The 19,664-nt window shown below is 56.2% G+C and carries 20 protein-coding genes; 17 read left to right on the top strand and 3 right to left on the bottom strand.

Annotated features, from left to right (window positions below; translation table 11 throughout):
- Positions 1 to 155 precede the first annotated feature (155 nt).
- Positions 156 to 3,638, top strand: a complete 3,483-nt coding sequence (gene smc / locus AXE65_RS08715) for a chromosome segregation protein SMC (RefSeq protein WP_068390952.1) — start codon at positions 156 to 158, stop codon at positions 3,636 to 3,638.
- Positions 3,639 to 3,754: 116 nt separating this feature from the next.
- Positions 3,755 to 4,024: an Lpp/OprI family alanine-zipper lipoprotein gene (locus AXE65_RS08710; RefSeq protein ID WP_068390951.1), complete on the top strand. Its 270-nt coding sequence runs from the start codon at positions 3,755 to 3,757 to the stop codon at positions 4,022 to 4,024.
- Between the two features lie 98 nt (positions 4,025 to 4,122).
- Here the strand turns inward: AXE65_RS08710 and AXE65_RS08705 are convergent, their stop codons facing one another.
- Complete coding sequence (locus AXE65_RS08705) at positions 4,123 to 5,076, bottom strand: L,D-transpeptidase family protein (RefSeq protein ID WP_068390950.1); 954 nt, start codon at positions 5,074 to 5,076, stop codon at positions 4,123 to 4,125.
- Between the two features lie 37 nt (positions 5,077 to 5,113).
- The gene (locus AXE65_RS08700; protein WP_068390987.1) at positions 5,114 to 5,719 is read right to left on the bottom strand and encodes an arylesterase; all 606 of its coding nucleotides are present in this window, start codon (positions 5,717 to 5,719) and stop codon (positions 5,114 to 5,116) included.
- Between the two features lie 21 nt (positions 5,720 to 5,740).
- Here AXE65_RS08700 and AXE65_RS08695 point away from each other — a divergent pair, with 21 nt between their 5' ends.
- The 4 genes from AXE65_RS08695 to AXE65_RS08680 all read left to right on the top strand — a co-directional run bounded on the left by AXE65_RS08695 (position 5,741) and on the right by AXE65_RS08680 (position 10,657).
- Positions 5,741 to 6,418, top strand: a complete 678-nt coding sequence (locus AXE65_RS08695; RefSeq protein ID WP_068390949.1) for an ABC transporter ATP-binding protein — start codon at positions 5,741 to 5,743, stop codon at positions 6,416 to 6,418.
- Positions 6,419 to 6,421: 3 nt separating this feature from the next.
- Positions 6,422 to 8,926, top strand: coding sequence for an ABC transporter permease (locus tag AXE65_RS08690; RefSeq protein ID WP_068390984.1), 2,505 nt, complete (start codon positions 6,422 to 6,424; stop codon positions 8,924 to 8,926).
- Entirely contained in the window at positions 8,923 to 9,420 is a 498-nt protein-coding gene (gene greB / locus AXE65_RS08685) for a transcription elongation factor GreB (RefSeq protein WP_068390947.1), read from the top strand. The genes AXE65_RS08690 and greB overlap by 4 nt, the downstream gene beginning before the upstream one ends.
- Positions 9,421 to 9,901: 481 nt before the next feature.
- Complete coding sequence (locus tag AXE65_RS08680; protein WP_068390945.1) at positions 9,902 to 10,657, top strand: sulfite exporter TauE/SafE family protein; 756 nt, start codon at positions 9,902 to 9,904, stop codon at positions 10,655 to 10,657.
- On the opposite strand, the gene AXE65_RS08675 is transcribed toward AXE65_RS08680, so the two are convergent.
- Positions 10,654 to 11,775: a GNAT family N-acetyltransferase gene (locus AXE65_RS08675; RefSeq protein WP_068390941.1), complete on the bottom strand. Its 1,122-nt coding sequence runs from the start codon at positions 11,773 to 11,775 to the stop codon at positions 10,654 to 10,656. The genes AXE65_RS08680 and AXE65_RS08675 overlap by 4 nt on opposite strands.
- Positions 11,776 to 11,849: 74 nt before the next feature.
- On the opposite strand from AXE65_RS08675, the gene AXE65_RS08670 reads away from it, so the two are divergent.
- The 11 genes from AXE65_RS08670 to AXE65_RS08620 all read left to right on the top strand — a co-directional run bounded on the left by AXE65_RS08670 (position 11,850) and on the right by AXE65_RS08620 (position 19,648).
- Positions 11,850 to 12,596: a hypothetical protein gene (locus tag AXE65_RS08670; RefSeq protein WP_153015433.1), complete on the top strand. Its 747-nt coding sequence runs from the start codon at positions 11,850 to 11,852 to the stop codon at positions 12,594 to 12,596.
- 123 nt (positions 12,597 to 12,719) lie between these two features.
- On the top strand, positions 12,720 to 13,694 hold the full coding sequence (locus tag AXE65_RS08665; protein ID WP_068390936.1) for a KpsF/GutQ family sugar-phosphate isomerase: 975 nt from the start codon (positions 12,720 to 12,722) through the stop codon (positions 13,692 to 13,694).
- A 14-nt stretch (positions 13,695 to 13,708) separates the two neighbouring features.
- Positions 13,709 to 14,233 carry a KdsC family phosphatase gene (locus AXE65_RS08660; RefSeq protein ID WP_068390981.1) on the top strand — a complete coding sequence of 175 codons (525 nt, stop codon included), beginning with the start codon at positions 13,709 to 13,711 and terminating at the stop codon, positions 14,231 to 14,233.
- Between the two features lie 14 nt (positions 14,234 to 14,247).
- Entirely contained in the window at positions 14,248 to 14,805 is a 558-nt protein-coding gene (lptC, locus tag AXE65_RS08655) for an LPS export ABC transporter periplasmic protein LptC (protein WP_068390934.1), read from the top strand.
- The gene (lptA, locus tag AXE65_RS08650; protein ID WP_068390933.1) at positions 14,792 to 15,328 is read left to right on the top strand and encodes a lipopolysaccharide transport periplasmic protein LptA; all 537 of its coding nucleotides are present in this window, start codon (positions 14,792 to 14,794) and stop codon (positions 15,326 to 15,328) included. The genes lptC and lptA overlap by 14 nt, the downstream gene beginning before the upstream one ends.
- A complete protein-coding gene (lptB, locus tag AXE65_RS08645) occupies positions 15,329 to 16,054 on the top strand; it encodes an LPS export ABC transporter ATP-binding protein (protein WP_068390930.1) in 726 nt (241 codons plus the stop codon).
- A 115-nt stretch (positions 16,055 to 16,169) separates the two neighbouring features.
- Positions 16,170 to 17,639: an RNA polymerase factor sigma-54 gene (locus AXE65_RS08640; protein WP_068390927.1), complete on the top strand. Its 1,470-nt coding sequence runs from the start codon at positions 16,170 to 16,172 to the stop codon at positions 17,637 to 17,639.
- A gap of 83 nt (positions 17,640 to 17,722) precedes the next feature.
- A complete protein-coding gene (hpf, locus tag AXE65_RS08635) occupies positions 17,723 to 18,040 on the top strand; it encodes a ribosome hibernation-promoting factor, HPF/YfiA family (protein WP_068390917.1) in 318 nt (105 codons plus the stop codon).
- Positions 18,037 to 18,507 carry a PTS IIA-like nitrogen regulatory protein PtsN gene (gene ptsN / locus AXE65_RS08630; RefSeq protein WP_068390915.1) on the top strand — a complete coding sequence of 157 codons (471 nt, stop codon included), beginning with the start codon at positions 18,037 to 18,039 and terminating at the stop codon, positions 18,505 to 18,507. Before hpf ends, ptsN begins: the two co-directional genes overlap by 4 nt.
- Complete coding sequence (gene rapZ, locus AXE65_RS08625; RefSeq protein ID WP_068390912.1) at positions 18,498 to 19,355, top strand: RNase adapter RapZ; 858 nt, start codon at positions 18,498 to 18,500, stop codon at positions 19,353 to 19,355. Before ptsN ends, rapZ begins: the two co-directional genes overlap by 10 nt.
- 14 nt (positions 19,356 to 19,369) lie before the next feature.
- A complete protein-coding gene (locus AXE65_RS08620) occupies positions 19,370 to 19,648 on the top strand; it encodes an HPr family phosphocarrier protein (protein WP_068390909.1) in 279 nt (92 codons plus the stop codon).
- Positions 19,649 to 19,664 lie beyond the last annotated feature (16 nt).

Raw genomic sequence — 19,664 nt, 5'->3', positions numbered from 1 at the left:
TGCCCCGTCCCTTCGGGCTGCGCCCAAAATTTCGCCATACGGCGTTGCAGCATTTGCCAAGGTTGTACACATTGGCTGCATGCTGCGCCTGGTCTGGCGAAATTTTGAGCAGCAGCGCGGCTCGCGTTTGAAGCGGGAACAGACCCTAGTTAGCCATGCGTCTTAAAAGTATCAAACTCGCCGGTTTTAAGTCTTTTGTAGACCCGACCACGGTTCATCTACCCGGTGATTTAACGGCGATTGTCGGGCCGAACGGTTGCGGCAAGTCCAATATCATCGATGCGGTGCGCTGGGTGATGGGCGAGGGTTCGGCCAAAACGCTGCGCGGCGAGTCGATGGCGGATGTGATTTTTAGCGGCTCGGGCAGCCGCCAGCCGGTCGGGCAGGCCAGTATTGAGCTGATTTTTGATAATGAAGACGGCAGTTTGGGCGGCGCATTTGCAGGTTACGCGCAGATTGCCATCCGCCGGCAAGTAAGCCGTGACGGGCAGAGCCATTATCAGCTAAACGGGGCGAAATGCCGCCGCCGTGATATTACCGATTTATTCCTTGGCACCGGCCTTGGCCCGCGCAGTTACGCGATTATCGAGCAGGGCATGATTAGCCGCTTGGTCGAGGCAAGGCCAGAGGAATTGCGTTCGTATATTGAGGAAGCCGCCGGTATCTCGCGCTATAAGGAGCGCCGCCGCGAGAGTGAAAGCCGCATTCGCCGTACTGAAGAAAATCTGGCGCGTCTTGATGATTTACGCAAAGAACTGGCGCGCAACCTTGAGCGTTTGCAGCGCCAAGCGCAGACGGCGGAAAAATACCGCGAGCTAATGGCCGCTGAGCGCGAAACCCGCGCTCAGCTTGCCGCCTTGCGCCTTAGACAATTGCAGTCGCAGCAGTTTCAGCATGCAAAGACTATTGAGACGCTGAGCTTATCCTTGGAGAAGACCATCAGCGCCCAGCAGCATATCGAGGCGAGCCTGCTCGAATTGCGCGAAAACGAACGCTCGCAGGGCGAGGCGAGCAATCGTATTCAAGCGCGGCTGTATGCTACCGGCGCCGAGCTTGCGCGTATCGAGCAAAACATCAGCCATCACCAACAAAGGCTGCGCCAGTTACAAAAAGAACTGGAGGAAGCCGAGCGCGTGCGTCAGCACAGCGAGCAGCAAAGTGCCGAAGATAAAACACAACTGGCGAGCCTGGCTGAACAACTCGCGGTTTTGGATCATCAGCATGCGCTTGCACAAAGCCGCTTTGCGCAAGCGAGCGCTGAATTGGAGCAGGCAGAAGCATTGCTGCTCGCCGTACAACAGGCTTGGGAGCAAAGCCGGCAGGCGGCACTGGAACCGGCGCAGCGGTCTTCTATTTTGCAGGCGCAGATTGCCCAACTTGAGCCATCCGTGGCGCGATTGGCCGCGCAGCAGCGGCGCGTGCGCGAGCAGTCGGCGCAGCTTATCGATAGCCTTGATACCGCCTTGCTGGATGAGCAGCTTGCCGAAAGCGAGCTGGAAAGTGAAACCCAGCAGGAAAGGCTATTGCAGGCGAGCACCGAGCTTGCCGATTTGCGCGAACAGTGGCGGGCGCAGCAGCAGGCGGTGGCGCAGATGCAAGCGGATTTGCAGCCGCTACGTGGGCAGCTTGCGGCGCTTGATGCGCTGCAAAAGGCGGCGCTAAATCCGCCACCTTCCGTTGCCGACTGGTTGCATCAGCAACACTTAAGCGAGCGGCCGAAACTCGCCGAGCGGCTGCGCGTGGAGCCGGGCTGGGAGGCGGCGGTTGCCTGCGTGCTGGGCGCGGATATGCAGGCCACTTTGCTGGATAAGGATTTTGCCGATTGCTCGCTGGATAGCTTTAACGCAGGTAGCTTGCATCTGCGCGGCGCTCCTGGTGATCCGCACGAAGAGCACCCGGGCCGCTTGCTCGATAAAATCCGCGAAGGGCGCGAATTTGTGGCGGAGCTGGCGGCTATATGCACGGTAGAAACCTTGGCCGAAGCGCTCGCCGGGCGGCTTTCCCTGCAAGGCGGGCAAACGCTGGTTAGCCGTGATGGCTGCTGGGTCGGGCGCAACTTTTTGCGCCTGTGCCGTGGCGAGGCTGAAGCCGCTGGCCTGCTGGTACGGCGCGAGGAAATCGAACAACTCAGCCAAGACTGCGAGCAACACGAAGAGCGCCTTGCTGAAGCCGCGGCGCTTTTGCAGCAACTGGAAGACGCGTTGCAAGCACAAGAGCGCCTGTGCGAGCAAATGCGCCGTGCGGCTTTTGAACAATCGGCCAGGCACGCGCAGCTCACCGCGCAACATTCGGCGGCCATTGCGCGGGCTGCGCAAATGGAAAAGCAACGCGCGCAACTTGCTTTACAGGCGAGCGAGCTCGCCGAGCAGCTTCAGGTGGAAAGCGAACAACTGGGGCAAGCGCGGCTGGAGCTGGCGCTGGCCTTACAGCAGCGCGAAGCCAGCGGCGGGCAGAGCCAGGCGTTACAGCACGAGCGCGAGGCTTGCCAAGCGCAGGTGCAAGCGCTGCGCCGTAGTACCCGCGAGCAGCAGGAGCAATTGCATCGGCTGGCCTTGCAGCAGGGCAGCTTGCGCGAACGTCACAGTGCAACTGAAGCGGCGCTGGCGCGGTTGGCGCAGCAGGTTAATCAGCTCAGCGAACGCCGTGAGCAACTGTCGCTGGATTTGCAACAAGGTGACGAACCGTTGCAAATCCAGCGTGAGCAACTTGAAAGATTATTGGCGCAGCGGCTTGCCATTGAGGATGAGTTGCAGCAGGCGCGGCAAGCCCAGCAGCAGACCGAACAGGCACTTCGCGAGGCGGAAACGGCGCGCAGCCAAAGCGAGCAAAAAAGCCAGCAATTGCGCACTGAGTTGGAGCAGCAGCGGCTTTCGGCCAAGAGCTTAGAAGAGCGCGCGAAGGTGCAGCAAGAACAGTTGCAGCAGGATGGCTTTAGTCTGGATGCGGTATTGGCCGGGCTTTCGGCGGATATGGATGAGGCCAAATGCGGAGCCAAACAAAGGGCGCTCGCCGCACAAATTCAGCGCTTGGGCGCGGTGAACTTGGCGGCGATGGAGGAATATCAGCAGCAAAGCGAGCGTAAAACCTATCTGGATGCGCAAAACGATGACTTGCTCGCCGCGCTTGAAACCTTATCAAGCGTTATCCGTAAAATTGACCGCGAGACTAAAAGCCGCTTTGTCGAAACCTTTGAGCGGGTCAATCAAGGGCTGCAAAATTTGTTTCCAAAAATTTTTGGCGGCGGCAGTGCGTTTTTGCAACTCACCGGTGATGACCTGCTGGAAACCGGCGTCACGTTGATGGCGCGCCCGCCAGGCAAAAAAAACAGCCACTTGGCGCTGCTCTCCGGCGGTGAAAAAGCACTGACGGCGCTGGCTTTAGTGTTTGCCATCTTTAACCTCAATCCGGCACCGTTCTGCTTGCTCGATGAGGTGGATGCCCCGCTGGATGATGCCAATGTCGAGCGTTATGCGCGTTTGGTTAAGGAAATGTCGGCCAAGGTGCAGTTTATCTATATCACCCACAACAAAATCGCCATGCAGATGGCGAGCCACTTGCTAGGCGTGACCATGCACGAACCGGGCTGTTCAAGACTGGTTGCGGTAGATATTGATGAGGCGCTGGCGCAAGCGGGTTAGCGGTAAAAAACGCTGGAAGTCTGTTAATCGCACAGGGTAATCGGTATCATGCTGCGCCAGCCAATTCCTCAGGATTGAGATGGCAGAATGAATTTTCTATAAATAAGGGGAACACAATGAGCAATATCCTGAAATTTTCCGCGTTGGCGGCCGCTGTTGTTTTAGTCAGTGCATGCACTAATACCAAAGAACTTGAAAGCAAAATCAGTGCGCAAGACGGCCGCGTTCAATCGGCACAAAGCAGCGCACAAAGTGCACAAGCTCGCGCTGATGAAGCCTACCGCCGTGCTGAACAAGCACTGGCCGCCGCTCAGCGTGCACAAGAAAGCGCCGATGCTGCCAACGAACGCGCCGCCCGCATGTTGGAACGCTCCAGCCGTAAGTAAGGTTGTCGCTATGCCGTCATGGCTTTTGCTTATGACGGGCTAATGCAGAAAATGCAAAAAACCGACCATAAATTTTATGGTCGGTTTTTTATGTGCGCTTAAAACGGAGCGCTCGGCGTGTCTAAGGTGTTATCGGTTCCGGCAATCCATACCGGCACGCCAGCGGCATCGGCGAGGATTTTTTGTACGATTTGCCAGTCCAGTCGTACTTGCCCGTTATGCACCAGAGCGTCTTGTTGCAGCAGGGTATTAAGCAGCAAGGTTTGCTGTTGTTCGGCGCTTTGGCGTTGCTGTTCGTCATCGACCAAAGGTGCGTGTGCTTCCAGGTAAAACTGCCCGCCGCTTTTGCCGATTTTGTACGGCATGTCGATGATGCGTACCGGCGTGCCGACTTTAACCATGCTGGCCAGTTCCAGCACATTCGGGTTAAGCATGCGAAAGCAGCCGTGGCTGACGCGCATGCCGATGCCAAAAAACTTGTTGGAGCCGTGGATTAAATAGCCCGGCAGTGCCAGCGTCATCTTGTAAGGCCCAAGCGGATTGTCAGGCCCGGGCGGCACGATGCGTGGCAGTGGGTCGCCATCTTCTGCGTGTTCACGGCGGATGGATTCCGGCGGATACCAAGAGGGATTGGGCGTTTTTTGTGTGATACGGGTTTCCCCCAAGGGCGAGTTCCAACCCTCGCGGCCAATGCCAAGCGGGTAGGTGTAAACGACGTTTTTACCCTTGGGAAAGTAATACAGGCGGTATTCGGCAAGATTGATCACCACACCTTCACGCGAGCCGGACGGCAGGATGTAGCGCGTCGGCAACAGAATTTGGGTACCTTCGCCGGGTAGCCAAGGATCCACTTCGGGGTTGGCGGCGACCAGTTCCAGAAAGCCCAAATCAAACTGGTCGGCGATGCTGGCGAAGGTATCTTCGTAGCGGACGGTTAAGGTTTGCACCTCGCCTACCAGAGAGTCGCCTGCTGGCGGCAATGGAAAGACCAAGGCAAAGGCCGCACGGGCAGACAGCAGGGCGATAAGGCTTAAGGCAATACGAGACCACATGGTGCTAAACGTTCCACTTTTGATACAAAGGGCGAGATTAGAGCATCGGGCGCAGCAAAGGCCACAGATTTTCCAGCAAACGCGGCTGCGCACTCGCCGTAGGGTGAATGCCATCGGCCTGCATCATACCCTCTACGCCGCCTACGCCTTCGAGAAAAAACGGCACAAAGGCGATTTGCTGCTGTTCGGCAACATCGGCATAAACGCCCTCAAAGGACCGCGTATAGCGCTTGCCGTAGTTGGGCGGTAGGCGCATGCCGAGCAGCAGCACGGCGGCGCCACTGTTTTTAGCGAGTTTCACCATACGCGCAAGATTTTGTTGCAATTGTGCCGGTGACTGGCCGCGCAGCCCGTCATTGCCACCGAGCTCAATAATCACCACGGCAGGTTGATGGGTTTTAAGCAGGGCAGGCAGGCGCGATAGCCCGCCCGTGCTGGTGTCGCCGCTGATGGAGGCGTTAATGACCGGCCTTGCCAAGCCTTCTTGCTTAAGGCGTTGTTCCAGCAAACTGACCCAGCCTGCTGAACTATCCAGTCCAAAGCCCGCACTGATACTATCGCCGACCACTAACAGGCCACCTGCGAGCGCCGTTTGCGTGCACAGCAGTGCGAGCAGTGCGGCGAGCTTTAATAATCGATTCATCATGGGATGTTCCAAGCTTAAATGAGCATTTTGACTGCGCAAAACCTTAGCAAATCCGTCCCCGCCAAGGAAGGCGAAGCGCTTTGCATTCTTCACGAGTTATCCCTTGACCTCAGAGCGGGCGACAGCCTCGCCATTGTCGGCACCTCAGGTTCGGGCAAATCCACCTTATTGGGGCTTTTGGCCGGTCTTGATCTGCCCAGCAGCGGTCAAGTGATGTTGGCCGGGCAGGATTTAACTCGCCTTGATGAAGACCAAAGGGCGCGGCTACGCGCTGAACATATCGGCTTTGTGTTTCAGTCGTTTCAGTTGCTGGATAACTTGACCGCGCTGGAAAACGTCGCTTTGGCGCTGGAGCTTAAAGGCAACCGCCATGCGCGCGATGAAGCGCAGCAATTGCTTAAGCGAGTAGGGCTGGGCGAGCGGCTTTTCCATCAACCGCGCCAGCTTTCCGGCGGCGAGCAGCAGCGCGTAGCACTGGCACGGGCGTTTGCCGCCCGCCCCAAAGTGTTGTTTGCCGATGAGCCGACCGGCAATCTGGATAGCCAAACAGGCAGCCATATCAGTGATTTACTCTTTGAGCTCAATCAAGAACGCGGCACCACGCTGGTTTTAGTCACCCACGATGAACGCCTGGCGCAGCGCTGTAAGCGGCGCATTCGCCTAGAAGCGGGGCGTTTGCAGACTGAGGCCGCTTAAATGATGCCATTTCCCCGCCTGCTGATGCTGGCGCTGTGTTCGCTGCAACGCGATGCGCGTTCTGGCGAATTGCGCGTGTTGTTTTTTGCCTTGCTGATTGCCGTTGCCGCGAGCACCGCTATTGGTTATTTCAGCGCCCGCTTAAATGCCGCCATGTTGCTGCGTGCGACTGAATTTTTGGGTGCGGATATTGTGCTGAGTGGCACTACGGCGCCTAATCCCGAACAAATCGAAAGGGGACTGCGATTGGGGCTTGAGCATGTACCGATGGTCGAGTTCTCCAGCGTGATTGCGAGCGATAACGGCATCCAGCTTGCCAGTGTCAAAGCGGTCGGCAACGGCTATCCACTGCGCGGGGAGGTTAAAAGCAGCGCCGCGCTTTATCAGCCTTCACAAAGTGGCGGGCAACCGGCAGCAGGCGAGGCTTGGGCCGAGGCGCGACTATTTGTTGCGCTGGGACTTACACCTGGCGACTCCATCGAAGTCGGCAGCAAAGCGCTAAAACTCACCCGAGTGTTGACCTATGAACCGGACAGCGCCGGAGATTTTTACAGCTTTAACCCGCGCATCCTGATGCATATTGAGGATTTGGCCGCGACCGAAATCGTCCAGCCCGGCAGTCGAGTGCGTTGGAAGGCACTCTGGCGCGGCTCGCCCGAAGCACTCAAACAATGGCAGGAGCAGGTAGCAAGCGAGCTGCTGCCCAGCCAGCGGATACAGGATGCACGCGGCGGCAACCAGCAGATTGGCGGTGCATTGCAACGCGCTGAACGCTATTTAAATTTGGCCAGCCTTGCCGCCGTGCTGCTCGCGGGCGTTGCTGTGGCGCTCTCTGCCGCCCGCTTTGCCAGCCGCCGCTTAGATACCAGTGCCTTGCTGCGCTGCCTGGGATTATCAAGGCGGGAAACGCTCGCCCTGTTCGCCCTGCAACTTGGATTATTGGGAGTAACCGCCGCGCTAATAGGCGCTGTAGTCGGTTGGCTGGGGCAGCTTGGCTTATTTGCCTTGCTTAAAGGATTACTGCCCGCCGATTTACCCGCTGCTGGCCTGTGGCCTGCGCTCGCTGGAATGATGAGCGGTTTGATTGCACTGGCCGGTTTTGCCTTATCGCCCTTGCTGGGGCTTGGCCGTGTGCCGCCACTGCGCGTACTGCGGCGTGATTTGCTGCCGCTGCCGCCCGCCGCTTGGCTGGTCTATGGATCCGCGCTGCTGGCGCTTGCATTGATTATGTGGCGGATGAGTTTGGACTTAAAATTGACCCTGTCGCTGTTGGCCGGTGGACTGCTGGCCGCGCTGCTATTAGGCGCTTTGCTGCTTTCGAGCTTACGCGGACTGCGCCACCTGCTTGCCACCGCCGCATTGCCTTGGCGACTGGGTTTGGGGCAATTGCTGCGCCATCCACTGTCTGCCGCCGGACAGTCGCTCGCCTTTGGGCTGATTTTGCTGGCAATGGCGCTGATTGTGCTGCTACGCAGCGAGTTGCTCGATACCTGGCAGGCGCAGTTGCCGGATAACGCACCCAATCTGTTTGCGCTCAATATCGTCCCCGAACAACGGGATGCTTTTGCCCATAGGCTTGCCGAACTATCGCCGCGTGCCGCGCCGCTTTATCCAGTAGTACCGGGGCGACTGGTTGCCATTAACGGCCAAGCGATCGCCGAATTGCTTGAGCAAGACAAGCCAGACAGCCAAGGCCGCCGTGCCATTCGCCGTGATTTGGCATTGACCTGGTCAAGCGAGCTGCCCGAAAGCAATCCATTGGTCGCGGGTAGTTGGTGGAATGATGCGCCCAGCGGCGAATTGCCGCGTGTTTCGGTAGAAAGCACACTCGCCGAAAGCCTGCACCTTAATCTGGGCGACCGGCTGCGTGTAAATATCGGCGGCGACGAGCGCGAAGCGGTGCTTTCGAGTTTACGAAAAGTACAGTGGGATAATTTTCAGCCCAATTTTTATCTGATATTTGAGCCGGATAGCCTGTCCGGCCTGCCGGTCACTTATATGACCAGTTTTTATCTGCCCGCACAGCAGGACAAAACCTTGGTCGAACTGGCGCGGCAATTTCCCACCGTAACCTTGGTTCAAGTGGATGCACTGCTGGCGCAACTGCGGCAAATCCTCGCACAGGTTAGTTTGGCGGTGGAATACGTGCTGCTATTTGTGCTCGCCGCCGGTATTGCCGTATTGCTGGCAGGACTTAACGCAACGCTCGATGAACGCATCCGTCAAGCTGCATTGCTGCGGGTGTTAGGCGCAAAGCGCGAACTGCTGAATCAAGCAAGGCTGCGTGAATTTGCCCTGCTTGGCCTAAGCAGCGGCCTGCTCGCCGCGCTGGGCTGCGAACTGGTCAGCTTTTTGCTCTACCGTTATGCCTTTGATTTGCCTTGGCAGGCGCATCCTTGGCTGTTGCTGCTACCGCTTTTGGGGGCGATTTTGGTCAGCATGGCCGGATTATTGGGAACACGCCGCGCTTTATCCGCCAGCCCGCTAACCCTGCTGCGTGAACTATGAGCCGTTATCGTCCGCCGCAGCGTGCCAGTACCACGCTGATTACCCCAGAAGGGCATGCCCGCTTATCGGCAGAATTGCAGCAACTCTGGCAAATCGAGCGCCCGCAAGTGGTGCAAGCGGTGAGTGAAGCCGCAGCGCTAGGCGACCGCTCAGAAAACGCCGAATACACCTACGGCAAAAAGCGCCTGCGTGAAATCGACCGCCGCGTGCGCTTTTTACGCAAACGTTTAGAGCAACTGCAAATCGTCAGCCAAACGCCAGCCGATACCGGCAAAGTCTACTTTGGCGCTTGGATTGAGTTGGAAGACGAAGGCGGTGAACGGTCGCGCTTTCGTATCCTAGGCCCCGATGAACTGGATTTGCGCCAAGGCCATATCAGCATCGACTCGCCGCTTGCCCGCGCCTTACTGGGCAAATCGTTGGATGCTGAAATCCGTGTACAAACGCCAGAGGGCGAAAAGCAGTTTTACTTAACGGCGATTGAGTATTTTTGACATCCTCCCCTTGCTAAAGCAAAAGGGGATTCCTACCGCGTCCAGCAAGGCATTTGCCCGGCTGAATCACCTCGGTGGGTTCCTGCTGCTGATCCCTACATCAGGATTCACTTCACAGGCTAACCGGGCATGTCCTGCCCTTAATATATTGATCGCGCCGACCATGTCGGCATCAGTTCGTATTTGCAGGCTTGCAGATGTTGCATGCCTGACAGTATAACCGCACTGAACCGTTACGCTGTAAGGACGGCTGCGCCGTCCGCGCTATCCATAACCGCACTGAAGAGGGTGTCGCAAAAGCGGTGAAAGGCTTGTCGTCGCACTGTTGCGAAATCTTATCTCGTTGATTTTTCTAGAGCGATACAATCACGATGATGAAAAAACCATGCAAAAAGCTGTTTTGCAACACCCTGCTCGGTAAATGGCTTCCCTCTTTCCCAGTGCGTGCGGGAGAGGGGCAGAGGGAGAGAGCGGGTTAACCGTGGACTTTTTGCTGGCAACCCTGGCCTCATTGCTCGCCGGATTTATCGATGCGCTGGTCGGTGGTGGCGGGCTGATTTTGCTGCCTGCACTGTTTGCGTTGTTCCCCGAGGCAGCGGCGGCAACCTTGCTTGGCAGCAGCAAGGGTGCGGCGTTTTTTGGTACAGCGACGGCGGCTCGTCAGTACCACAAAATCCTGCCGCTGCCCTGGAAGGCGCTGCTGCCTGCGGTATTCGCCAGTATGCTGGGTGCGTTTAGCGGCGCCTGGGTGGTCACGTTGATAAGCCCCGATTTTTTGCGCCGCCTGTTGCCTTTTTTGATGCTCGCGGTACTGATTTACACGCTGCTGCGCGGACAGATGGGGCAAACCCACGTGCCGCGTTATCAAGGCAGACAAGAACAGTTCATTGCCTGCATTATTGGTTTAACCATCGGTTTTTACGATGGTTTTTTTGGCCCGGGTACCGGCAGTTTTTTTGTCTTTTTATTTGTCCGCGCCTTGGGTTATGACTTTTTGCACGCCACGGTCTGCGCCAAGTTGCTCAATCTTTCCACCAATTTTGCCGCGCTTTGCCTGTTTGGCATTACCGGCCATATCTGGTGGGCGCTGGTGCTGCCGATGGCGCTGGCCAATATCACAGGTGCACTGCTGGGTAGCACTATGGCGCTGCGTTATGGCAGTGGTTTTGTACGCTGGATTTTTATTGCTGTAGTGAGCTTGCTGATTGTAAAAACCGGCGCGGATGCGTTTTTTTAATCCTGCCGATAAGGCAGTAGTGTTTGTGCTTCATCCATATAGCCTTGCACAGCGCGGCGTTCTTCGGCTAAAAAGTGGCGCACGGCTTGGCGTAATCCGTCATGGCACAAATAATGCCAAGAGCGCGTCAGTGTTGGCCTAAAGCCGCGCAGCAGCTTGTGTTCGCCTTGAGCGCCGGCGTCAAACTCGTGCAAACCCTGTGCAATGGCGTAGTCCATACCCTGATACAGGCAGGTTTCAAAGTGCAGGCCGTTCCATTCAGCAAGGCAGCCCCACCAGCGCCCGTAGAGATTTTTCCCATCGGTCAAGCTCAAGGCCATTGCCTGTTTTTGTCCGCCTTGGCTTGCCAAGACCACGCGGATGGCCAAGGCCATACGTTCGCTTAGCAGGCTGAAAAATAAACGGGTTAGATAAGGGCGCTGGCCGCGCACGCGGTAGGTTTGCGCGTAGCAGGCGTAGATAAAATCCCAATCCGCCTCGCTAAGTTCGTGGCCTTCGCGCCAGTCAAAAGCGAAGCCTTGCTGCGCGATTTGCGCACGCTCTTTGCGCAGTTGCTTGCGTTTGCGCGCGGTCAAGGTTTGCAGAAAATCCTCAAAATCAGCAAACCCCGGATTATGCCAATGGAACTGGCAGCCGATGCGCTCCATCCAGCCGTCACAATCAGCGAGCAGCTTGTCGGCCAAGTGGTCGGTGAAATTGATATGCGCACCGGACAACCCGTCCTTTGCCAGCCGCAAAGTCAACGCCTGCAACAGCTTGCTCGCCGCTGCTGGATCACCCAACAGACGCGGCCCGCTAACCGGAATAAACGGCACGGCACCCAGTAACTTGGGATAATAGGCGATACCGACGCGCTGACAAGCGTGCGCCCATTGATAATCAAACACGTATTCGCCCGAGGAGTGCTGCTTGCGATAAGCCGGTAATGCCGCCAGCAGCTTGCCGTTCTCCACCCATAAGCCATGCGCCGCTTGCCAACCGCTTTTGCCGCAGACGCTTTGGCTGTCTTCCAACGCCGATAAAAACGCATGGCGCAAAAAAGGCTGCGCATTTGGCAACAGCGCATCCCAATCCTTGGCATTAACGGCGCTTAGGCTGTGGATAATCTGCAAAGACATGGCAGCTCTCTTTTTTGCAAAAAATGGCAATGGTGGATAGGCTTGGCGTGTCTTGCCTTGCCAAAGTCTGCGCCATGAAAAATAAGCTATTTAAACGGATTTTAGTGCCCTGCCTTTATTTGCCGCTTTGCGCCTGCTTGGTGCCGATTGAGCAGAAGCTTGCTCCCATCCAGCAAGAATGCGAGCGGCAGTGGCTGACGCCCGCTTTTGACCCTATCCGCGATAAGGTTGAATTACTGCCAGGCGCACAAGGTGCGGCGGCGTATTTGTTTAATCAACAAAAGGCCACTTCCGCCGAAAAAACCGCCATTAAAGAGATGGCGGTATTGCTGGATAACTGCCAAGGCCAGCTGGCTGCGGTGACTTATCAATACGACAGTCGCCAAGCGCTGCGCGAAAACACACAAAAAGTCGCGGACTTGGAAAACCTGATGCAAGTGCATGATGGCAAAATCAGTTGGGGCGAATTTACCCACCGTCGCTACGCCTTGGTCGCCGAACATCAAGCGGCGGAACAACAAGAGCGCGAGCAACGTCGCCGCGAGCACGAGGCGCGGCAGCGCGAGCGCAAGGCCGAGCAAACGCAAAAACGCGAAGCCGCCCGCGAGCATATGGCCGAATTACAAAGTCACTACCAAGGCTTAGCCATATTACGCCGCCGCAATGCCAATACCTTGCCGCTCATCGAGCGCTGGAAGGTGGACAGCCGCCTGCTCAAGGACTACAAAGCCTTCTTCCACAATTTAAGAAAAGATGGCTATATCATTGATTATAAATGTAAAAATAAAGGAGCTGAATATGAATGCGCGGTGTATTACTGATGAGGTGCGCGAAAAACCTGGCTTTTGCCTCCGCCAGGTTTGCAACGGAACAGACCCTGGTCAAAGCCGCAAATCAGGTACTATTGCACCTTGTTTGCCGTTTTAGACTGATCGAAATAACCGATGACAGCGCTTCATTCCTTAATTCAATCTGCAACCCGCACGCTTTCTCTGGAAATTACCGCACTGCAAGATTTGCTGCCGCGCTTGGGCGAGGATTTTGTCCGTGCCTGTGAGCTGATGCTGGCCTGTTCCGGGCGAGTGGTGGTGGTGGGCATGGGCAAATCCGGCCATATCGGTAAAAAGATTGCCGCCACGCTCGCCAGTACCGGTACGCCTGCCTTTTTTGTGCATCCGGCGGAAGCCAGTCATGGCGATATGGGCATGTTGACGACGGAGGACTTGGTGCTGGCGCTGTCCAACTCCGGCAGCACGGCGGAAATTTTGACCCTGTTGCCGCTGATTAAGCGCCTTGGCATTCCTTTGGTCAGCATGACCGGTCGCGCCGATTCCCCGCTTGCCGAAGCGGCCGAGGTGAATCTGGATGCGGCGGTGCGCCAGGAAGCCTGTCCACTGCAACTGGCACCCACGGCATCGACCACGGCGGCGCTGGCGCTCGGTGATGCACTGGCCGTGGCGCTGATGGAAGCCCGCGGTTTTACCGCCGAACAATTCGCCTTGTCCCATCCCGGCGGTGCGCTGGGCAAGCGGCTGCTGCTACGGGCGAGTGATTTAATGCACAGCGGCGAGCGCCTGCCGCTGGTGGCGCATCACGCAAATCTTCAGCAGGCGCTGCTGGAAATGAGCAGCAAAGGCCTCGGCATGACCTGTGTGCTCGATGATGACGGGCGCTTGGCCGGTATTTTTACCGATGGTGATTTGCGCCGCGCTTTTGAGCGCGAAGTGGATTTACGTAACGCCCGCATTGCCAGCCTGATGAGCAAAGACCCACGTGTGGCACAGCCTGCCATGCTCGCCGCCGAAGTGCTGCACCTGATGCAAGCGCACAAAATCAACGCGCTGGTGGTGGTCGATGCGGATAACCGTCCACTGGGCGCACTGAATATGCACGATTTGCTGCGCGCCGGAGTTATTTAATGCACATTCCCTATATCACCGATGAACTGCTAAACCGCGCGGCGCAAATTCGCTTGGCCGTGTTTGATGTTGATGGTGTGTTGACCGATGGTCGCCTGTATTTTTTGCCGGATGGCAGTGAAGTCAAAGTCTTTAACAGCCAGGACGGCCTGGGACTACAAATGCTGCGCGAGGCGGGCGTCAGCACGGCGATTATCAGCGGACGCGGTGGCGCGGCGTTGGAAAAACGCGCAAAAAATCTTGGCATTGCCCATCTTTACCAAAACTGTCATAACAAACTGGATGCCCTGCTCGAACTCTGCCAGCAGCATCAGCTTGATTTTGCGCAGATTGCGCATTTAGGCGATGACCTGCCGGACTTGCCGTTGATTCGCCGCGTGGGCCTCGGCATGGCGGTCGCTAACGCCAATGCTTTTGTACGCGCTCAGGCGCATGCCGTCACTGTGGCGCAAGGTGGCGAAGGCGCGGCGCGGGAGTTTTGTGAATTGATTTTGCATGCACAAGGCAAGCTCGCCGCCATGCGCGCGGCTTGGTTGTAAACGGACGCTAATCCATGCTGCGCCGACTGTTTTTTATCCTGCCTATTCTGTTTGGCACAGTGCTACTGTTTGCCTTGGTGGACTTCAATCCCGTGTTACCAGAGGCAGCCTCTGAACCGCAAACGCGCCCGGTCGATTTTTTTATCATTAACGCCCGGCGCACGCAGTTTAAAGCCGATGGCAGTCTGCATTCGCAACTGCTAAGCCCTAAAATCGAACATTTTTTAGAGAGTGAAATCAGCCTGCTGCAAAACCCGGATTTACTGCTCTATCAAGAGGATACGCAGCCTTGGCGGGTTCTAAGTGCGCAGGCGGAAGTCTCGCCGGATGGCAAAGAAGTTAAGCTGCAAGGCAATGTACGCATCAGTCACCGTGATGAAAAAAACCGTGACACGCTGGTTACTTCACCCCATATCACGCTGCTGCCGGAAGACCATTACGCCAGCACCGATGCACCGGTACGCATCGAAATGCCGCAAGGGGTTAGCAGCGGCATCGGCATGCAGGCTTGGCTTAAAGAGCGCAAGCTAAACCTGCTCAAAAACGCAAGAGGTCAGTATGAAGCACCTTAATCCATTGTTTTTTTTAAGTTTACTCTTTGCGGTACAGACGGCTTTGGCCTTGCCGGAAGACCGTGAGCAGCCCATTCATATTCAGGCTGACCGCGCCGAAATCGACGACTTAAAAGGCGTGGCGCGGTATACGGGCAATGTGGTCATCACCCAAGGCAGTATCAAAATTACCGGAGAACGCGCCACCATCACGCGCACGGAAGGTGGCACGGTGGATGTGTTTACCGCCATCGGCAAACCGGCGACTTTTCGCCAGCAGCCCGCCGCCGATAAAGAAGTGGTCGATGCCTATGGTTTGACCATCCAGTACTTTGCCGGCAAAGACCAAGTACTACTGATAGACCAAGCCAGGGTTGAGCAAGGCGGCAGCGCCTTTGCCGGTGAAAAAATTGTCTATGACACGGCAAGGCAAATCGTCAATGCCGGACGTGCCAACGGCCATAACATCACCGTCCCAAGTCCGCGTATCGATATGGTCATTCAGCCCAAACAAAACAGTGCCCAAGAAGGAAACAATCCTTAAATGGCCACACTGAAAGCGCAAAAACTCGCCAAAAGCTACAAAGGCCGCGAGGTTGTCAAAGAGGTCAGCCTAAAGGTTCAAAGCGGACAAATCGTCGGCTTGCTCGGGCCTAACGGCGCGGGCAAAACCACCTGTTTTTATATGATTGTCGGACTGGTGCGAGCTGATGGCGGGCGCGTGTTGATTGACGAGGCGGACTTAAGTTTCTTGCCCATGCACGGACGCGCCCGCGCCGGAATTGGCTATCTGCCGCAGGAAGCGTCGATTTTCCGCAAATTGACGGTGGCCGATAACATCCTCGCCATTTTGCAAACGCGCAAGGATTTATCCCGTGCGCAGCAGTTCAAAACGCTAAAAAACCTGTTGCAGGAATTTCACATCAGCCATCTGCATAAAAGCCTTGGCATGAGTTTGTCCGGCGGTGAACGGCGGCGGGTGGAAATCGCCCGGGCGCTTGCCACGGAACCTGCTTTTATCCTGCTCGATGAACCTTTTGCCGGGGTTGACCCGATTTCCGTGGTAGACATCAAGCAAATCATCCGCCACTTAAAAAGCAAAGGCATTGGCGTGCTGATTACCGACCATAACGTGCGCGAAACCTTGGATATTTGCGAAAAAGCCTACATCGTCGGTGAAGGACGGTTAATTGCCGAGGGAACGCCTGCCGCCATTCTCGAAAACCCATTGGTCAAGGAAGTCTATCTTGGGCACGAGTTTCGTCTTTAATCCACCTGCCTTAAGCAAAAAACAGGCCATAGGAATGGGCGGCCAGAAAACTTATACTTTGTATGGAATTAGTGCCCTGTCTGGGGGCTGCAAGCAAGGTTATAAGTAGTCTGTTATGAAACCATCCCTCGTTCTTAAAATGGGTCAGCAACTGGCCATGACCCCGCAGTTGCAGCAAGCCATTCGTTTGCTGCAACTGTCCAGTCTTGACCTGCAGCAGGAAATCCAGCAAGCGCTGGAATCCAATCCCATGCTCGAACGCGAGGAAGACGACAGCGTCCCGCCGCCAAGTGAGCAGGAACTCAGTAGCGGTGCAGTGGGAGCCGAAAGCGAAAGCCGCGAGCACGACCATGACAGCAGCGCCGCAGCAGAAGAATGGGCCGAACAAATCCCCACTGAACTGCCCACCGACAGCCAGTGGGACGATGTCTACCAAAGCAGCAGCGGTACTTCGAGTGGCGAGGACGACTGGGATTTTTCCGCCCGTGCCAGCGAGGCCGAAGGCTTGCAAGAGCATTTGCTCTGGCAACTGAATTTAGCGCCGATGTCGGACAAAGACCGGCTGATTGCACTGGTATTGATTGACAGCATCAATCCGCAAGGCTACCTGGAGGCCGAGCTTGCTGAACTGCTGGCGGCTTTTGATAAAGAACTGGATGTTGAAGCCGATGAAATCGAAGCCGTGCTGCACCGCATTCAGCAATTTGAACCGACCGGCGTGGGTGCGCGGAATTTAAGCGAATGCCTTTTGTTGCAACTGCGCCAGCTCGCAGACGATACGCCCTGGTTAAAACAGGCGCAGCGCTTGGTCAAAGAGGGACTGGATGCACTGGGCAGCCGTGATTTTGCGCAGCTTAAAAGGCGCTTTAAGTTGTCACAGGAGGCTCTGGAACAGGTGATTGCGCTGATTCAAACGCTTAATCCCAAACCGGGTTTGCAGATCGAGCAGGGCGAAGCGGGCTATGTGGTACCGGACATCTTGGTGCGCAAACAGGGCAATCACTATACGGTGGATTTAAACCCGGAAACCCTGCCGCGCCTTCGCGTCAACGCGCAGTACGCAGGTTTTGCCAAGGCCGGCGGCAATGGTTCCGACGGCACTTATATGAAAGGCCAGTTGCAAGAAGCACGCTGGTTTATCAAAAGCCTGCAAAGTCGTAACGAAACCTTGCTTAAAGTCGCGCGGCAAATCGTCAAAGCGCAACGGGCGTTTTTCGACCAGGGGGAAGAAGCCATGAAGCCGATGGTGCTGCAAGACATCGCCGAAGTGGTCGGCATGCACGAATCGACCATTTCGCGTGTGACCGCGCAAAAATACATGCATACGCCGCGCGGCATTTATGAACTTAAATATTTTTTCTCCAGCCACGTAGCCACCGCTGCCGGTGGAGAATGTTCCTCCACCGCCATCCGCGCCTTGATTAAAAAGCTGGTAGCGGCAGAAAACAGCAAAAAACCATTGAGCGACAGCAAAATCGCTGGTCTACTGGAAGACCAAGGCATTGTGGTGGCCAGGAGAACCATCGCCAAATACCGCGAGGCCTTAGGCATCGCCCCCTCCAGCGAACGCAAGCGATTGATTTAACAGCCCCTTGCACTCGCAGTAACCACTTCTGCAGTTCTTTTTGCAGAGTCTTGTAAAAACTTAACAAATCAAGGAGATACAATATGCAAGTCAATATCAGCGGACACCAACTGGAAGTGACCGAGCCCTTGCGTGCCTACGTCAGTGAAAAATTTAGCCGTCTGGAGAGGCATTTTGACCGTATTACCCAGGTGCAAGTCATTATGTCGGTCGAAAAATTACGCCAGAAGGTCGAGGCGACCCTGCATATCGCTGGCGGCGAAGTGCAGGCGCACGCCGACCATGAAGACCTGTACGCTGCGATTGACCTGCTGACCGATAAGCTCGACCGGCAACTGATTAAATTCAAAGAAAAACAGATCGACCGCCTGCACGGTCATGGCCCAGCAGCCCGTGGATGAGTAGCCTAAGCCAAGTACTGACCCCGGCACGCAGCCTGTGCCAAGCGCCGGGCACCAGCAAAAAGCGTGTACTTGAACAGGCCGCCCACCTGCTCGCCGGTGGCTTGCAAGACTTGCCCGCGCAAAGCGTATTTGAAGCCTTGTTGGCGCGGGAAAAACTGGGCAGTACCGGCTTTGGCGGCGGTATTGCCTTGCCGCACTGCCGCCTGGCTGGCTGTACTGCACCGATTGGTGCGCTGCTGCAATTGGCGCAAGCGGTGGATTTTGACGCCATCGACGGCGTGCCGGTCGATCTACTGTTTGTGTTGTTGGTGCCGCCGGATGCGAGCGATGTCCATTTGCAGTTGCTGCGGCAAATCGCTGCCAAACTCTCGCAAAGTGAGCTATGCCAGCGTCTGCGTCGCGCCAAAACGAGCGTAGAACTGCATCAGATTGTTTGCCAAACGGAAGTGGATGAATGCACCTGATTATCTTAAGTGGCCGCTCCGGCTCCGGTAAAAGCACCGCGCTTGGCGTGCTGGAAGACAGCAATTTTTATTGCATCGACAATCTGCCGGTACTGCTGCTGCCACAGATGATTGCCTGCACCTTAAGTCAAGGAGAGGGGCGACCTTGGCAAGTGGCGGTTTCCATTGATGCGCGCAATGTACCCGGCCAGCTTGAACACTTCCCCGCCATACTTGATGAACTGCGCATACAAGGCATTGATTGTACGGTGTTTTATCTGGATGCAGAGGACAGCGCCTTGCACCGGCGCTTTTCCGAAACCCGCCGCCGTCATCCCTTGACTACAGCAACGCGCTCGCTGGCCGAAGCCATCGCCGACGAGACACAGCTGTTGACACCGATTGCCGAACGGGCGGATTTGCGTATCGATACCACGCGCTTAAATCCTTATCAACTGCGTGATTTGGTGCAATTGCGCCTGCTCGGTAAACAGCAGCCCGGCACTGCCTTTTTATTTGAGAGCTTTGGTTTTAAATGCGGCCAGCCGGAAAGCGCCGATTTAATGTTTGATGTCCGCTGCCTGCCCAATCCTTACTGGAATGCTGAACTGCGCGATTACAGCGGCTGTGACGCGCCGGTGATTGAGTATTTGGAGGCGCAGGCTGACTGCATGGCGATGTATCAGGACATCCACGCTTACTTAAACCAGTGGCTGCCCAAACTGGCACAGAGCAGCCGCGCCTATGTCACCGTCAGCATTGGTTGTACCGGCGGCAGACACCGCTCGGTTTGGCTCGCAGAAAAGCTCAAACAAGCTTTTAAGCCCCAGCTTGTCAACGTACAAGTCCGTCACCGTGACCTTAATTGAAGGATTGGCCTATCGTGCCCGCTTGTGAAATCACCATCAGCAATAAGCTCGGCCTGCACGCCCGTGCCGCCGCCAAGTTTGTCAGCCTTGCCGGGCGCTTTTCCTGCCAAATCCGCCTGGGTCGCAACGAAGACCCGGCCAAGTGCGTAGACGGCAAAAGCATTATGTCGGTCATGCTGCTCGCCGCGGGTAAAGGCACCCGGCTTTGGCTGCACTGTAATGGGCAAGACCAAGAAAAAGCCCAAGAGGCGCTAACCGCCTTGGTCGATAACCTATTTGACGAAGGCGAGTAAGCCCCTCTTTCGCCTG

This window comes from Ventosimonas gracilis (assembly GCF_001580025.1).
GTDB lineage: Bacteria > Pseudomonadota > Gammaproteobacteria > Pseudomonadales > Pseudomonadaceae > Ventosimonas > Ventosimonas gracilis.
This window is presented reverse-complemented; position numbering and strand designations above follow the sequence as displayed.

Bases quoted from the DNA above. Each gene is read 5' to 3' on its own strand.
- ptsN (WP_068390915.1), top strand. From the start codon at position 18,037: ATGAGTAGCCTAAGCCAAGTACTGACCCCGGCACGCAGCCTGTGCCAA.
- lptB (WP_068390930.1), top strand. From the start codon at position 15,329: ATGGCCACACTGAAAGCGCAAAAACTCGCCAAAAGCTACAAAGGCCGC.
- rapZ (WP_068390912.1), top strand. From the start codon at position 18,498: ATGCACCTGATTATCTTAAGTGGCCGCTCCGGCTCCGGTAAAAGCACC.
- smc (WP_068390952.1), top strand. From the start codon at position 156: ATGCGTCTTAAAAGTATCAAACTCGCCGGTTTTAAGTCTTTTGTAGAC.
- lptA (WP_068390933.1), top strand. From the start codon at position 14,792: ATGAAGCACCTTAATCCATTGTTTTTTTTAAGTTTACTCTTTGCGGTA.
- AXE65_RS08665 (WP_068390936.1), top strand. From the start codon at position 12,720: ATGACAGCGCTTCATTCCTTAATTCAATCTGCAACCCGCACGCTTTCT.
- greB (WP_068390947.1), top strand. From the start codon at position 8,923: ATGAGCCGTTATCGTCCGCCGCAGCGTGCCAGTACCACGCTGATTACC.
- AXE65_RS08640 (WP_068390927.1), top strand. From the start codon at position 16,170: ATGAAACCATCCCTCGTTCTTAAAATGGGTCAGCAACTGGCCATGACC.
- AXE65_RS08670 (WP_153015433.1), top strand. From the start codon at position 11,850: ATGAAAAATAAGCTATTTAAACGGATTTTAGTGCCCTGCCTTTATTTG.
- AXE65_RS08675 (WP_068390941.1), bottom strand. From the start codon at position 11,775: ATGTCTTTGCAGATTATCCACAGCCTAAGCGCCGTTAATGCCAAGGAT.
- AXE65_RS08695 (WP_068390949.1), top strand. From the start codon at position 5,741: ATGAGCATTTTGACTGCGCAAAACCTTAGCAAATCCGTCCCCGCCAAG.
- lptC (WP_068390934.1), top strand. From the start codon at position 14,248: ATGCTGCGCCGACTGTTTTTTATCCTGCCTATTCTGTTTGGCACAGTG.
- AXE65_RS08710 (WP_068390951.1), top strand. From the start codon at position 3,755: ATGAGCAATATCCTGAAATTTTCCGCGTTGGCGGCCGCTGTTGTTTTA.
- hpf (WP_068390917.1), top strand. From the start codon at position 17,723: ATGCAAGTCAATATCAGCGGACACCAACTGGAAGTGACCGAGCCCTTG.
- AXE65_RS08690 (WP_068390984.1), top strand. From the start codon at position 6,422: ATGCCATTTCCCCGCCTGCTGATGCTGGCGCTGTGTTCGCTGCAACGC.
- AXE65_RS08700 (WP_068390987.1), bottom strand. From the start codon at position 5,719: ATGAATCGATTATTAAAGCTCGCCGCACTGCTCGCACTGCTGTGCACG.
- AXE65_RS08705 (WP_068390950.1), bottom strand. From the start codon at position 5,076: ATGTGGTCTCGTATTGCCTTAAGCCTTATCGCCCTGCTGTCTGCCCGT.